Below are 16133 nucleotides of genomic sequence, written 5' to 3'. Positions count from 1 at the left end.
AGAATTTTAAAATAAAAAAATCAATTGCGACCAGTCACTAAATAGTCACTACTAAAATCTTAGAAGATTTAGCTGTCTACATAAATAGTATGTGCTCTTTATGGATAAAAACAATTACAATAAACCAATCTTGACTATACAGACAATAGATTGGTACTACTCAAGCCAGATGCCATTTAACATTACCCTTTTAATGTTATACATATCTTGTATGTTTTCAGTGGGATTACCACTAATTAAAAGTAAATCTGCTTGTTTGCCTTTTTCAATACTACCAAGGCGATGGTCTATTTTTAAAAACTTAGCATTCTCTAAAGTAGATGCCTTCATAATTGCACCATTACCCATACCTGTTTTAGAAAGTAAATCCATTTCATGTTGATATGACCAGCCCATTTTAGCATAAGGCACCCATGGCCCGTGAGAACCAACTGCAATTCTCACATTAGCTTTTGCACATCTACCAATAAATTCACTCATATGCTGAAAAGCAATTAATGCTGTACTATCTGTTTTATCGCCTTCAATGATATACTCATATGGACCTAATGTTGGTGTTAAAAAAGTTTGATGTTCTTCAAAAAATTTAATCAAAGAATCTGCTTTTTTACCATTTACATCAATGTCTTTCCACATTTCTAATCGTCCAGAAATTCGTGACTTATTATTTGCCATCATTTTTTGACGAAACGCTTCAGCTTTTCTTTTAGAAACCAATGCGGTTCCTAATGATGTTATATGTTCAACTCCATCTAAACCAGCCAAAACTGCTTGTCTTACATCTGTAATTTCTAAATGGGCAGTAACCGGCAACCCTTTACTGTGAGCTATATCGGTCACTTCTTTAATTAAACCAAGAGGTAAATTTTGATAAATTTTAATAGCTGATACATTCTGACTAAAGAGATAATCCATAGCCTCTTTTACTTCGGCTTTATCCCTAACCATATAAGAATCTTTAGGCCATGATGGTGGCGGCATATCTATATGTGGACCTGTTAAAAATAATCTAGGAAGTGGATCACCAGTTTCACGTTCAAAATCAAAAGCTTCTATCCATTGCCCTGGATCTCTAACAGAGGTTACTCCATTACGAACAAATTTTGTAGGGAAATGTTTAACATGGTCATAATGAAAATGGGCATCGACCAAACCTGGCATAAGAGTAAGACTATCACCTTCAATTACCGTAGCACTCTCTGGTATTTCTATTTCTTCTTTTGGACCTACCTCATCAATTAAACCATTTCGAACAATAACAGTAGAATTTTCAATAGTAGATTCGCTTAATCCATCAAAAAGTGATACTCCAACGATTGCATATATACTATCGCCTAAAGGAATCTCCTCATGATTTACCTCTACCGGAAAAAATTTTATTTCTTTTTCAGAACCTTGTTCTTGCAAATTCTCTTTACAAGAAAAAAAGATTATTACAATTGATAGATATAATAAGCTATACTTCTTCATTTTAGTTTTGTTTAATGATACAAAACCAGTAACTCTAAAATTTATTTATGTTCATTGGTATAAAGGCATTCTTCCTAAGAATGAATGCCCTATATACAACTAAACTAACAAACTCTTAGTAACCTGGATTCTGAACGAAATTCTGATTCTTGTCTATTTCTCCCTGTGGTATTGGCCACAAATATCTAAACTCACTAAAATTTGATTGAGGCTCTAATCCTGATGGGCCAAAAACTTCACTTCCTAAATCCCTACGTACAATATCATACCATCTTTTAAATTCAAACGCTAATTCGATACGTCTTTCCTCCAAAATTATAGTTCGTAAATTATCAGTCCCAGTTGCCATAACATCTTCAGGATAAATGGACGGAGCGTAACTGTCATAACCACTACCATAAAAATCAATAGTTCCTGCATTTCTCGCACGACCTCTAATTTGATTTACATAACCTATAGCTTCGGAAGCAAGCCCTAATTCATTGGCAGATTCTGCTGCAATAAGTAAAACTTCGGCATACCTAAAAGCTGCGTGATCAAAATCAGATCTCCAACCAGCAGTTGTTCTTCCTTCTCCCGGAAATCTATTAAACTTTGCGATATGAGGTCTAGCAACCTCGAATTCAGAAAATGGCCTAACAATATCTGTATCATCAGCCAATATCAATGAATCGGCCATACTCACTTTTAGTCTATAATCGTTGGCATCCCAACTACTGTAAACATTAATATGAGGGACTAGCATACTCCAGCCTCTAATAGGTTTTGCACCACCTTCAACACCGTTAAACGGTCCAATTTTATTATCATTTTCATAAGTAATTGGATTTGGATTTTCACCAGTTTGATTGCCCGTAAAATCTATAGAAAAGATATACTCTTGAGAACCCCATTGTTCACTTTCTCTAAACACATCTTGAAAATCATCTGCCAATGCGTAATTTAATGTCCCTGCATTATCAACCACCCATTTTGCTTTATCATACGAATTTTGCCAATCTTCTATAGTCATATATACAGAAGCTAAATAAGAAGCTGCTGTTCCCTTTGAAGGTCTTGACCTTACACTACCTCGTGGTTCCATTTCTAAATTATTAAAAGCAAATGTCAAATCTTCTATAATTTTCACATATACTTCTTCTGTAGTAGACTGCTCAATGCTTAATGGATCTTCTATATCTGGACTATCAATATAGGGTATATTACCATAAAGCCTTACTAAATGATAATACATAAAAGCCCTTACAAACCTTGCTTCACCTTCTGCCAAATTCTTATCACTCTCATCTACATCATCGCCTAAGAGCTCTACTCCTTGAATAGCAGTATTAGCTGTTGCTATAGTTTGGTACGATGTAGCCCAAACACCACTTACAAAAGAATTTGTAGGGGTCACTAAGAAAGGACTAAACTCAGTATAATCACTAAATTCAAGTCCGTTATCAACCATATCGCTTGATAATTGTAATGGCGTGGTAAGTCCACTTCCATAATAATTTGAAGATGCCATTAAACCATACGTGCCATCTGTCATTGCATTAACATCATCTATTGTATTAAAAAAACCGATGGGAGTTAATGTACCAACTGGTTCTTCATCTAATTCTGCACAGCCAACAAATGTCAAAATAGCTAGTGCAGAAAATTTTATTATATTCTTCATAATTATATTTTTATTTATTGTTGATTACTAAAACCCGATGCTTAGTCCTAAAGTGTAAGATTTTACATTAGGGTAACTACCATAATCCAGTCCAAGATTACTACTTGAATTACTATAAGATACTTCTGGATCAACGCCTTTATAATCTGTAAATGTGATTAAGTTTTGACCACTTATATATAGCCTAGCTGATGATAATTTAATTTTTGACAATAATGATTCAGGAAAATTATAACCTAAAGAAATGTTTTTTACTCTGATATAGCTACTATCATCTATCCATCTGTCAGATGTAACATAACTTCTACTAATTCGAGCCTGTGGTATATCTGTATCAGTATTAGTTGGTGTCCATCTATTAAGTGCTTCGGTAGTTACATTGGTTCTGCCATTTAAAGCTCCTAATTCCATTAGGGTGTAATTCATCATTTCACCGCCTTCTGATCCTTGAACAAAAATGTTAAGACTTAGATTTTTATAGCTAAAATCATTGTTCCAACCCCAAGTAAAATCTGGGTGAGGATTTCCAATAACACTACGATCATCATCAGTCAATGCTCCATCTCCATTAAGATCTTTAAACTTTTCACCGCCAACTTCTTCTCCTCCTTCAAGTATAATATCGTCTGCTTGAACAACACCATCGTAAACATAACCCCAAAATTGACCTACTGACAGACCTTCTCTTAATATCTGTGTATTTCCCGCTCCAGACAAAGGTGCCGAAGAATAGTAAATATCATTTCCTTCAGTATCGTTATCAACTAGTTTAATAATCTCATTATCATTAAATGAAATATTGGCAAATGTTTTCCATTTAAAATCGCCTTGAAAAATAGCTGCATTTACTGCAAATTCAAATCCTTTATTTTGTACCGTACCAATATTTTGTAGCTGTGTTTCAAAACCAGTATAATTTGGAGTAGGAACATTAAATAAAAGGTCGTTTGTCTCCATTATGTAGTAATCGGCAGTAAAACCAAATCTATTTCCTAAAACACCAAAGTCCAAACCAATATTTGTTTGAGTTGTAGTTTCCCATGTTAGGTCGTTATTAGAAATTGTTGAAGGTCTTAAGGCTGTTACCGCATTACCTTGTACTGTTGTAAAAACATCTGTAAATGAGGCTAAAGACTGATAAGGACTGATAGCTTGGTTACCAACTTGACCATAACTTGTACGAAGTTTTAGTAAACTAATAGTATTAGAATCGACTAGAAATTCTTCATCAGAAATTTTCCAACCAAAGGCAGCAGAAGGAAAAAATCCGTATTTTTTATTTTCTGCGAATACAGAAGCTCCTTCGTAACGACCAGTGAACGTAAATAAATACTTATCGTTCAAGGTATAGTTCAATCTACCGAAGAATGCTTCAAAAGTAGATTTTGTCAATTCTGAATCAACAGATGCCGCATTTGTACCTGCACCTAAATTCCAAAATGAAAAAGAATCAGAAATAAAACCTGAAGTTATAGTAGATGAAATTTCGGTTCTATCTTTTTGATAAGAATAACCTGCCATTAATGAGATATCGTGGATATCAGCAAACACCTTAGAATAGTTTAAATAATTCTCATTGATTAAACTTGTGTTTCTATAATTAATAAAGGTTGCTTCACCACCAGTGCCATTACCACGCTCTAAAGTTGTTGGGTAATACTGACCTGTTCTTGATCCATTCGCTTTGACACCTAATGTTGACTTAAATTTTAAGCCATCAGCAATACCAATTTCAGCATATACATTACCTTGAAACAAATCGCTAATAACTTCATTCTGGTACTCGGTAGCCATAGCATATGGGTTATCAATAGGATAACCAACCACACTCAACGAATAAACGCCATTTTCATCAACTAGACCTTGAGTAGGAGAGAATTTATAAGCTCCCGAAACAACTCCTGTTTGAGATGCATCACCACCTTCTTGAGTTCTAACTCCGTTTCTATTGGTTCTACGTGCGAAAAGACTTGACCCTATATTTACTGACTCAGAAACTTTTAAATCTAAATTAGATGTTATAGAGTATCTCTTATAATCAGAATCTTTAATAACGCCTTGTTGGTCAAAAATTGCACCTGATAAATAATAGCTTAATTTATCTGTACCACCAGAAACTGATAATTGGTAATTTTGAACATCACCTGGTCTATAAATTTCATCTTGCCAGTCTGTTCCAGCTCCAGTTAATTCAGGAACAAAATCTGGATATAGTTCTTGAATATAGCTGGTAAACTGATCAGCGTTTAGTAAATCTAAATTATTGATTTCTGTCTGAGAAGAGTAAGAAGATGAAAAACTAAATTGCGGTTTCCCTTCCGTTCCTCTTTTAGTAGTTACAATAACAACTCCATTTGCTCCTCTAGCTCCATAAATAGCTGTTGATGAAGCATCTTTAAGAATCTCCATAGACTTAATATCTTCAGATGGAGGCATTATACCACCTATAAATCCGTCAACTACAATTAATGGATCATTACCCGCATTAATAGAAGTATTACCACGAATTTGGATACTGTAATCTGATCCAGGAGCACCATTTGTAGATTGTACAGTAACACCCGCTGCTCTACCCTGTAATGCCTGGGTAGCATCTACTACAGGAAAAGCAACTAAATCTTCAGAACTAACTGATGATACAGAACCGGTCAAATCACTTTTCTTTACACTTCCATACCCTACAACAACAACTTCATCTAAACCTGCAGCATCTTCCTCTAGTTTAACAGAAATATTAGTTTGCCCATCTATGGATACCTCACGTGTAGAAAACCCTAAATAAGAAATTACTAAAACACCATTGTCATCTTGAATATCTAAGGAAAATTTACCGTCAAAATCTGTTTGCGTTCCGTTGGTAGTTCCTTTTTCAACAATACTTGCACCTGGTAATGGCTGATTCTTAGAATCTAATACTACACCTTCTATTAAAGTCTGTTGAATAGTACTAACCGTGCTTACTTTTGAATCTTTCGCAGATGCCGATGGTATTTTTCTTACCAAATAAACGCGCCTGTCATTTACATTAAAAGTAGACTTGCTATTTTTGAAAATCTTATTTAAGATAGTATCTATACCTTCATTTTTAACTTTAATAGATACAGTTCTATTTAAATCTACATCCTCTATTTTATATACAAACTGAAATTCAGTAGTACTTTCAATCTCATCTAAGAGATTACCTATAGAAACGTTATTAAATTCTAAAGTTATTTTCGTGCGTTGTGAATAGCTATCATTGGCATGTAGACCAAAAAAAGTAACCAATATAAGCAGCGTACTTAATTTCATTTTTAAATTATAAGAAGATAAAGGATATCGCCTTCTTGAGTAGTTAAGAAGTTTTTTCATACTTTTAAGGTGTTAAAATGTGGTTATTATTATTATAATCACTACTACTAAATCGGGAAATGTTCGAGCATTTTCCGGTTTTTTTTGTCTTTAATGACAAGATGCAGTCAGTAATTATTTTCTTGGTATTCTTTTTTAGACTGTACTGTTTAGTTCACTAGCATCTGTTTTTAATTATTTATAATTTCTTTTTATTATTCGATTACTACTTTACCATCATCCATAATCTTATACTCTAGACCATAGTTGAATTTTAGTTCTTCAAGTACTTTTTCAATTGGTTGATTCCCGAAATTAGCATTGAACTTCTTAGCAGATATAACGCTATTATTGTTAACAATAGAAACATTATAATGTCTTTCAAGCTTCTTGACAATGTTATCAAAAGTCATATCTCGAAAAATAAGCTCCCCAAACATCCAAGAAGTATATATTTCAGTATTGACTTGATTTTTATCGAGCTCTCCATTTATCTTACCAAAACTACCTTTATAACCTGGTTCTAATAAAATCTCATCTTTAGCACCGTTCCTACTTATATTACTTGACATACTTACTGAGCCTTCAATAAGCACAACTTCTGTTGTTTCATCTTCAGGGTATGTCGAAATATTAAATTGCGTTCCTAATACTCGAACATTTAATTCCCCTGCATTGACTATAAATGGATGTGCAGAATCTTTTGCTACGTTCAAGTAGGCTTCACCTGAAATAAATACGTTTCTATCTTGACCCTTTAAAAATTTGACCGGATATTTTAAAGATGAACCAGCATTAAGAGTTGCGATTGTACCATCTGAAAGTTTTAATTCAAATTTTCTTCCAAAAGGCACATTCAATGTATTGAACACAAGTTCTTCAACACTACTATCTTCTGAATAAACTAATTGATTTCCATTTTGCTGACCTAATACAGCACCTGTCTTATCGGTAACTTTAACCGTTCCGTTTTCCTCTATCACCTTTAAACTTCCATCTTCAAGTTCTAGAGTAATCGCATTTTCTGGAATGTTATATGAAGTAGAAGAATTCGTATTAATAAAATTATAACCTAATACCCCAATAAAGATAGCAGCAGTAGCCGCTAATAATTTCCATGTATTGGTTTTACCCTTTTTCAAATTAGTTTGAGTACTTATCTCACTCCACAAAGAATCTTTGAAATCCTTTTTATCAGATTCATTCTTAAATTGTACATTCTTATTTACTGAAGAAACCTCTTCATTAAATGTATTAAGAAGGTTGTTCTCTTCCTCAGAAATTGAACCATCCAAGTACTTTTTTAATAATTCACGAAATTCGTGTTCACGCATATTTATATCTCTATAATTATATGAACCGAATAAGCCATCTAACTCACATTAAAAAATTGAGTTTAACATTTTATTAACATATTTTGACTGGATGAGCTACACCGTAAAGAATAACAGAACTATTATTATAGTGATAATATTAATTAAAAAAGAAAAAGATTATTATTGGTAATTTATGCAGTAATCCTAAGTTTCGTCTAATTAATTTAAGTGCTAAAGACACCTGATTTTCAACAGACCGCTTAGATATACCTAATTGTGAAGCGATTTCTTCATTAGTATTGTTTTCAACTCTACTTAGTTGATAAACTTCTTGACATCGTGGAGATAATTCTTTTAAAGAATTAGTTATGACAATTTTAGTTTCTTCTAAATCGTATTGATTTTCGATTTCCGGTTTACAACATCTTAATGAATCAATTACATTAAGTTGCACTGTATTGAATTTATTATCCCTTAAATATTTAAAACAACCATAACTAACTGCTCTAAATATATAAGCTTCAAAATTCTTAATTTCTCTACCTTCTCTCCTTTTCCATAATTCTACCCAAATATCTTGAACAATATCTTTAGCAACATCTTCATTAGAAAGTATACTTTTAGCTTTCAGAAACATAGATTCCCAATACAGCTCAAACAGTTTTTGAAACGCCTTTCGGTTTCCGTTTCTATACTGAGAAAGAAGCAATTCGTTCGTGTAAGCTTTTTCTTTCGGCATTGTAATCGACTATTCAATTATGAACCTTGATTGATTATAAATGTATAAAAAAATACATTACATAGTCCTTCTCAATATTTGGTTTAGGTAAATAAAAAGCAGTAAGGAGCCAAAATATTTAATGGATTAGGTAAATTAAAATTCATCATTAAATAGTATTCAAGCATTATTACCACCAGCAAATAAACCAAAACAATACTTCTTTAAATAAATGTATTACAGGTAATTGCAAAACATTCATTTATATGAAATAAAAAGTAAATAGCTAGAAATAGCTTACAAATAAGTGATATAATTAAGCTATTTATATACAATTATGAGTATAGTAAAATTGACAATAACTTAATATCAATTTAAAATCTAGCATAGCAAATTGTTTAGAAATCATAGTATCATTTCCAATTCATAAATATTAACAAAATGTTAAACTCGATTTTTTGATGTGAGTTAGTTGGCTCATTTGGTTCATATATGTATACCAAGTAAAAACAATCCCCATAAATCTATAGATGTTTCAATACTAAATTTTACTAACAAAATTATAACCAGAAGCCATTTTTACATAAAACCAATTCAAAAATATGAGAAGAGCGATTTTAATTTCACTAATCTTAATAACTGTCTTTAATGCTTACTCTCAAAATGAAGAAAAAATAGATATAACAATACTAGAAGATGAATATTGGTGGGGCGGACTAAGTGCTATTGGTCACAATACACCTTATGATGCAAATACAACCGAAAGTCATGACCTTTGGGGTGATAATAAGGGAAATCAAGCACAACCTTTACTTCTATCTAATAAAGGTAGGTATGTCTGGAGTGAATCGCCAATAAAATATTCTTTTGAAAATGGACATATTACCGTTTCTACAAGAGAAGGTGAAATTAAATTTGGAACTGCAGGTAAAAATTTACGAGATTCATATAATTATGCCGTAACTAATTTTTTTCCACCTAATGGAAAAATTCCAGAAGCCTTATTATTTACAAAGCCCCAATATAATACTTGGATAGAATTAATCTATAACCAAAACGAAGTCGATATTTTAAAATACGCACAATCTATTATTGATAAAGGCTACCCACCAGGGGTTTTAATGATAGACGACAACTGGCAGGAAAATTATGGTACTTGGGAGTTTTCTCCTCGCAGATTCAAAGACCCTAAAAAAATGATTGAAAAACTTCATGAAATGGGCTTTAAAGTTATGTTATGGGTGTGCCCTTTTGTAAGTGCAGATACCGAAGTATTTAGACATTTGGAAAAGGAAAAAATGTTATTATTAGATGCCGATAAAACACAAGATGTACTGTGGGCAAACACAAAAAATAAAGCTGCAATATTTAGATGGTGGAACGGTGCAAGTGCCTGTTTAGATTTAAGTAACCCAAATACTCAAGATTGGTTTGAAGAAAAATTAAGTTATTTAATGGATGAATATGGGGTAGATGGATTTAAATTTGATGCGGGTGATGCCGGGTTTTACACCAATGATATAGTTTCTTACGCTCCTAATACCAATCCTAATGACCACACTACCTATTTTGCCAAATTAGGACTAAAATTTCCACTAAATGAATATAGGGCATCATGGAAAATGGCAGGTTTACCTTTAGCGCAAAGGTTACGAGACAAACTCCACACTTGGGATGATTTAGAAAAATTAGTCCCAGATTTGATGTCTCAGAGCATTATGGGTTACGCATATACTTGCCCCGATATGATTGGTGGTGGAGAACACCAATCTTTTGAAAACTCAACAACAATTGATGAGGAGTTGGTAGTACGTTCAGCCCAAGTTCATGCCCTTATGCCTATGATGCAATTCTCTGTAGCACCTTGGCGGGTACTTTCTGAAGAGAATAACCAACTATGTCTTGAGGCTGCATTATTACACACCAAAATGGGAAATCTATTTTTAGATTTAGCAAAAGAAGCTTCTAAAACAGGTGAACCAATAGTTAAACCTATGAGTTTGGCGTACCCCGATAGTGGTTTTGAAATGATTAAAGATCAATTCATGCTCGGAAACGATATATTAGTTGCCCCAGTCGTTAAAAAAGGGGAACGAAAACGAAAAGTAATTTTACCAAAAGGGAAGTGGAGAGATGAGAAAAATAAAACCTCTAGAGGAGGACGAATAATTGAGATTGAAGTTCCTTTAAGCCGCTTACCATATTTCACTAAAGTTTAAAAATAATAGTGAAATTGAATGATGATATCCTAAATTGCTTTCAGAAATACATCATTAAGCAGAAAACTAAATTCGAGTCCAGTCCCGCTGCTAAGTAAAAGCCGCTGAACACTCAGAAGTTTATTCATATCTGATTTATGGAATATAACTATCTTTTATTATGAAATCACATTCGATTTATCTGTATTAAAATATCTATATATTATATTGCTAATATGCCTTTATTTCATTTCGCAAAGAATATTAACGATTCCATAGCACTCTATTTCCTTTAACATTCAATTGTAATTTTTCATTTTTTGCATGGACATTAATCAAATAAGCTCTTTTATCTAAATGATTTGGAATTTCAATGCGCCACAAGTGTTTACTTATGACATTAGGCTTAGGGTTTTTAGACAATTTTTGCCCTTCATATCTTCCTAATTCCTGAAGGATATAAAAACTAACCAATTCTGGAGATACCCCTTCATACTTTTGCATAGGCAGCCATTCATTTTCTTTAAAACTTATCATCACCTCCGTGTCATCATCGGCAGCAAAAACATTAGCATATACGTAAGAATGATTAAGCACATTCAAAGCCGTGTCCCACTCATTTGTTTCGGGCACCCATATATTCATTTGTTTATTATCATTGGCACCAGACACCTTGTAACTAAGATTGTGTTCATTTCCATTCACCTGCATATTCCAATATCCTTTGGGTGTGCCGTCGTCCATCATAGCAAAAGGAATTCCTCTTATATCATGTGGTCCTTGCCACCAGGATCCACATACCGCACCACTAATTAATTCGTGAATTGGCGGAAGATCTTTCCTCTCGTGATACATATGATACTGGGTATGAGTGTGTCCAGATGCTATAAATACATCTTGAAAAGATTTTAAACTATGGACTAATTCATCACTATTTACAACCTCTTCTAAAGGGATATGCATAAAGATTTTTATAGCTTGATGTGCCTTATTTTTATGTTGTATTACATTTTTAATGAATGTCAGTTGGTTTTCATCTATCCTACCTTCATAATCCCTATTCTCTTTTGGGTAAATATTATTCAACACAAGAAAAAGTTCATTTCCATACTCAAATGCATAGTAAGAAGGTCCAAAGATTTTCTCATAACTTTCATCACGACGTTCCAAAGTTTCTTCCTTAAAATCTAAATCGTGATTCCCAATCACATAAAAAATAGGCGACCCAACTAAACCAAGAGTTTCGGACAAGGGTTCAAAAATTTCAAGATTATCAAAAGAAAGATCTCCTAGAGGAACAATAAAATCGGGTTTAGTGACGACCAATTCTTCGGTTACCAATTTACCAACATGATAAATATCGTCCATTACATCTACTTGTACATCACCAAGCAATGCCACGTTAAAATCATCATTTTCAACATTTTCGTATAAAGGAAAATTATGCTTTTGACGTCTTTTACCTGATAATGCTTTCACATAAAATTGCACCTTGTTTGTAGAATCCAATTTAGAAATATACCCCGTTGGTTTTACAACAAAAACAAGATTGTCCTTAATCGTAGAAATTTTATATTCTCCTTTTTCATTTGTGGAGACTACATCTCTTCCATTACTCACTAAAACATTTGGTAGTTTTTTTTCTTCACCATCTAATAGACCATTCTTATTGCCATCAACAAAAACAACACCCTCAAAACTATGTTGTGCATTGGCTTTCGAAATAAACAACAATACAAATAGCAATACAAAATATTTCATATTATTCATTTTATTCATTTTCAGAATCGAGCAACTTTGATATTTTCTAAATTTCCACAAGTCGTCAATATAAAAACTTCCATTTTTAAGAGTAGATGCCCCTAATTACATTTATCATCCTGTCTAAAAAAACACACTGTCTTTGCCGTGGGCAACCATAAACTTATTGTAGGTTATATAACTTACTATTACTCCTTCAAATCAAGTACTTTCAATATTTTACCAAACAAATCACTATTCTTATACACACCCTGAAATTCTTGTGAATGAGGACCATAGGCAAATATAGGGACCATAGTCGCGGTATGATCATGGGTAGTAAAATCGCCTTCTATTATTCCTTTTTCTAAATTCCCCTGTGGAATACTGAAACCTGATGTTTCATGATCTGCGGTAACAATAACCAATGTATTTCCCATTTTATCAGCATATTTAACTGCCTCGGTTATTGCTCTATCGAAATCTATTCCTTCTGAAACTATTCCCGAAACATTATTGGTATGTCCGTAGTTATCAATTTGAGCACCCTCGACCATTAAGAAAAATGGCTTGTTCTTAGAACTCAAGAACTGTATACCATTTTTAGTAGCTTCAGCCAATACGCTACCTCTACCGTTTAAAACACTAGGCACTTCCTTTTCAGATATAAAAAAACCTACTTTATCACTTTTACTAGAACCTATAGCATCCACCTTATCCAACATATCATAACCAACAACCCTTTCTTTACCTTGAAAATCTTCTGATCCGCCACCAACAAACAAAGAAAGCTTGCTTTTCGATAGATCTCCTGCTATTTCTCTTACATCAGATCTATCTTTTTGATGAGCATAAAACGAACCTGGGGTTGCTCCTGTCATTCTATCTGAAGTAATGCATCCGGAAACATAATTGTACTCTGATAGCAACTCTGAATAGTTTACTAATGGTTGTTGTAATGTATCTACACCTATAGCACGATTATATGTTCGTTCTCCTGTAGCAAGCGCTGTGCCAGCAGCTGCCGAATCTGTTGTAAAATCATCGGCTGACTGGGTGGTTATAAAACCAATACTCTTCATTTGCGCCAAGGTCAAGTCTCCGCCGTTAGCGAGAAGTGATGAGGAAATCTGGGACAAGCCATTACCGTCGCCTATGAGTAAAATAACATTCTTAATAGGCATATTCTTTTTATCACTAGAAAAAGTTGGTATATATACTTCAGAGAAGATTTCGTTAGTATACATACGGTTTTCTAAATCTTTAAGATAAGCAGCCGATGCATACGTTTTATCTGTATTAATGAAATCCATATTTAATTCCTTAAATACTTTCCAAGCAGTTTTGCTATCTGGGGCTCCCCAAAACCTAAAAGATTTCCCTAAGGAATGCACACTGTCGATTACCGTTTTTACTTTTTTATAATCACCGGCGGTTAACCTTCCCTTTCCATTCCATTCTGAAAAATCATTGAAATTCAAGCTCACCAATGCTATTTTTTCCCAAGCCTTTTCATTATCCGAAATTTCTAAGGTCTGATGATCGAATGTTATATAATCGGCATAGTTGGCATAATCTTTTTCTTCTGGTCTATTTCCTGAAATTACTATTGAAATCTTTTCATTGTGAATGACATCTGGATATTTTTCTAAAATAGAAATAAGTTTATCCAATGTTTTATAAGGCTCCGATTTAATGTCAATAAGCAATTGTATTTCTTGTTGATTCCCTAATTCAAGCTCAATTATTTTCTGAATAGGTTGAAGATATAAAGCCTGAAAAGTGCGTTCTATTATAATATCTGACTCACTATGTGTGGCATACAAAGTTTTGTTTTTGCAAAAAACATCAACTTCAATCGATTCCAATTCATTGGCATATGCACTCCAGAATGGTACAGTTTGTAGATAATCATTATGTGAATGTATTTTATAATGGTTCCCTTGCTGAGCTTGCACAAATTGTGTAGCTATTAATAAAGGGCATATAATAAAGAAAAAACTTCTAATCATTTTCGGATATTAAAAAAAAGGTGCTAAACCATTACGGTGTCACACCTTTTCTGTGAATGAAAACTAACTCAAACTAATAATTTAAATACTACTACCATCCTGTGTTTTGCAGAATTCCAGAAGATTCTATAGATTCATTTGGAATAGGCCAAACATGCATTGTAGTAGGGTTGAATTGTGGCCTCGCAGGCCATATTTCTTCAACGGTAAAAGGGGAATCTGGATCAGCTTTATCAGCGTGTATTCTTCCATAAATAGGTTCTGAGTAAATAGCATCGGCATCTCCCCATCGCACAAGGTCAAAATGCCTATTGGCAAATTCACCGGCTAGTTCAACTCTTCTCTCTTGTTTTAAATCATCCATGGTCGCCCCAGATATAGGTAATAAGCCAGCCCTATCACGAACAGCATTTAGTGGCGCATCTCCATTTTGACCTTGCATAATCAAAGCTTCTGATTTTATCAAAAGTATTTCGGCATATCTAAGAATAGGTACATTATATAATGTCGTTGGATTATTACCATTCGCATTTACGGTTACCCCTATAGGATTCTCACCTTGATACTCATACATATATTTGTTCCATTGAAATCCTGATTGGGAATTCTCTGAAGCATATCTTCTGGTTTCACCAAAGAACTCAAACTCATCTCCAAATTTTAGCATGGTTACTTCACGTCTAACATCTCCATCTTCAAAAGCTTCATAAAGACCTAATGAAGGATGGTAATAACCCCAACCATTATATAGCCCCCATCCTTTGTTCTCTAATACAACACCTGGTAATTTGCTACCGTCCTCAATACCCGAATCAACAGACCAAATATATTCGCTTGTCCAGTTATTCAAGTGACTGTGCAGTTCTCTAAAATCAAGTTCAGGATTATCTGTATCAATCAATGCTCTACCAGAACCAGAGTTGGTTACGGCATCTGCAGCTATAACCGCATCTGCATATTTGGAAGCATCGTATTGTGCCCAATAAATATATGTTTTAGCAATATATGCCAATGCGGCATCTTTATGTGCTCTACCATAATCTTCACCATTTAATTCTGTAATCAATGGTAAAAGTTCAGCAGCACTATTAAGATCTTCAATTATTTGTGCATAGTTTTCAACTACGCTTGTTGGTCTAGAATAACTACCAGCTTCATCATTATAATTTTCTTCAGTTAAGATTGGCACTCCTCCATTGGTTCCATTATCACCATAGTGATATGCTAAATAGTGGTAGTGAAAAGCTCTCATGAAATAAGCTTCACCCAAAAGTCTGTCTTTTAAAGATTCTGAAATATCCATTCCAGGTACATTCACCAAAACATCATTCGCTCTTCGAATAACCTTATAGCACTGCGCATACATCCATTTTAAAGAACTTTCATCACCAGTTAAATTAAAATTCTTTGCATTATCCGCATCTGCCTTAATTCGTCCAGTAACCATATCATCTGAAGCATTTACGTACCAGTAAAAGCCTCTAGAAAACATATCTTCATCTTTCATATAGTAATACATACTATTCGCTGATTCTATGGCATCTTGCTCTGTTTTCCAGAAGTTTTCGTAAGAACTACTTCCTAATGGTTCTAAATTAGTGAAATCATCTGAACAGGAAACTGGCCCTAAAAAGATCACTACCATGGTGACCATAATTATTTTTGCAATTTTATTTTTCATTATAA

9 protein-coding genes are annotated in these 16133 nt (G+C 33.6%); 1 reads left to right on the top strand and 8 read right to left on the bottom strand.

The features are described from left to right. Positions 1-156: 156 nt before the first annotated feature. From QSV08_RS19605 to QSV08_RS19585, 5 genes are all read right to left on the bottom strand, one after another. Complete coding sequence (locus tag QSV08_RS19605) at positions 157-1470, bottom strand: amidohydrolase family protein (protein ID WP_324025387.1); 1314 nt, start codon at positions 1468-1470, stop codon at positions 157-159. Positions 1471-1585: 115 nt separating this feature from the next. After that, positions 1586-3133, bottom strand: coding sequence for a RagB/SusD family nutrient uptake outer membrane protein (locus QSV08_RS19600; protein ID WP_324025386.1), 1548 nt, complete (start codon positions 3131-3133; stop codon positions 1586-1588). Positions 3134-3160: 27 nt separating this feature from the next. After that, positions 3161-6484 (bottom strand): TonB-dependent receptor, encoded by a 3324-nt coding sequence (locus QSV08_RS19595; RefSeq protein ID WP_324025385.1) that lies wholly within the window; start codon positions 6482-6484, stop codon positions 3161-3163. 194 nt (positions 6485-6678) lie between these two features. Then, a complete protein-coding gene (locus QSV08_RS19590; RefSeq protein ID WP_324025384.1) occupies positions 6679-7797 on the bottom strand; it encodes a FecR family protein in 1119 nt (372 codons plus the stop codon). 139 nt (positions 7798-7936) lie between these two features. Next, positions 7937-8518: an RNA polymerase sigma factor gene (locus QSV08_RS19585; protein ID WP_324025383.1), complete on the bottom strand. Its 582-nt coding sequence runs from the start codon at positions 8516-8518 to the stop codon at positions 7937-7939. A 581-nt stretch (positions 8519-9099) separates the two neighbouring features. Here QSV08_RS19585 and QSV08_RS19580 point away from each other — a divergent pair. Then, positions 9100-10716 (top strand): glycoside hydrolase family 31 protein, encoded by a 1617-nt coding sequence (locus QSV08_RS19580; protein ID WP_324025382.1) that lies wholly within the window; start codon positions 9100-9102, stop codon positions 10714-10716. Between the two features lie 243 nt (positions 10717-10959). On the opposite strand, the gene QSV08_RS19575 is transcribed toward QSV08_RS19580, so the two are convergent. The 3 genes from QSV08_RS19575 to QSV08_RS19565 all read right to left on the bottom strand — a co-directional run bounded on the left by QSV08_RS19575 (position 10960) and on the right by QSV08_RS19565 (position 16128). Next, positions 10960-12441 carry a calcineurin-like phosphoesterase family protein gene (locus QSV08_RS19575; protein WP_324025381.1) on the bottom strand — a complete coding sequence of 494 codons (1482 nt, stop codon included), beginning with the start codon at positions 12439-12441 and terminating at the stop codon, positions 10960-10962. Between the two features lie 203 nt (positions 12442-12644). Then, complete coding sequence (locus tag QSV08_RS19570; protein WP_324025380.1) at positions 12645-14447, bottom strand: alkaline phosphatase; 1803 nt, start codon at positions 14445-14447, stop codon at positions 12645-12647. 91 nt (positions 14448-14538) lie between these two features. Next, the gene (locus tag QSV08_RS19565) at positions 14539-16128 is read right to left on the bottom strand and encodes a RagB/SusD family nutrient uptake outer membrane protein (protein ID WP_324025379.1); all 1590 of its coding nucleotides are present in this window, start codon (positions 16126-16128) and stop codon (positions 14539-14541) included. Positions 16129-16133 lie beyond the last annotated feature (5 nt).

The sequence above is a fragment of the Maribacter sp. BPC-D8 genome, assembly GCF_035207705.1.
GTDB lineage: Bacteria > Bacteroidota > Bacteroidia > Flavobacteriales > Flavobacteriaceae > Maribacter.
Note: the sequence above shows the minus strand (reverse complement) of the source record. Positions and strands in the feature narration are given on the sequence as shown.

Bases quoted from the DNA above. Each gene is read 5' to 3' on its own strand.
- QSV08_RS19580 (WP_324025382.1), top strand. From the start codon at position 9,100: ATGAGAAGAGCGATTTTAATTTCACTAATCTTAATAACTGTCTTTAAT.
- QSV08_RS19570 (WP_324025380.1), bottom strand. From the start codon at position 14,447: ATGATTAGAAGTTTTTTCTTTATTATATGCCCTTTATTAATAGCTACA.
- QSV08_RS19595 (WP_324025385.1), bottom strand. From the start codon at position 6,484: ATGAAAAAACTTCTTAACTACTCAAGAAGGCGATATCCTTTATCTTCT.
- QSV08_RS19585 (WP_324025383.1), bottom strand. From the start codon at position 8,518: ATGCCGAAAGAAAAAGCTTACACGAACGAATTGCTTCTTTCTCAGTAT.
- QSV08_RS19565 (WP_324025379.1), bottom strand. From the start codon at position 16,128: ATGAAAAATAAAATTGCAAAAATAATTATGGTCACCATGGTAGTGATC.
- QSV08_RS19600 (WP_324025386.1), bottom strand. From the start codon at position 3,133: ATGAAGAATATAATAAAATTTTCTGCACTAGCTATTTTGACATTTGTT.
- QSV08_RS19605 (WP_324025387.1), bottom strand. From the start codon at position 1,470: ATGAAGAAGTATAGCTTATTATATCTATCAATTGTAATAATCTTTTTT.
- QSV08_RS19590 (WP_324025384.1), bottom strand. From the start codon at position 7,797: ATGCGTGAACACGAATTTCGTGAATTATTAAAAAAGTACTTGGATGGT.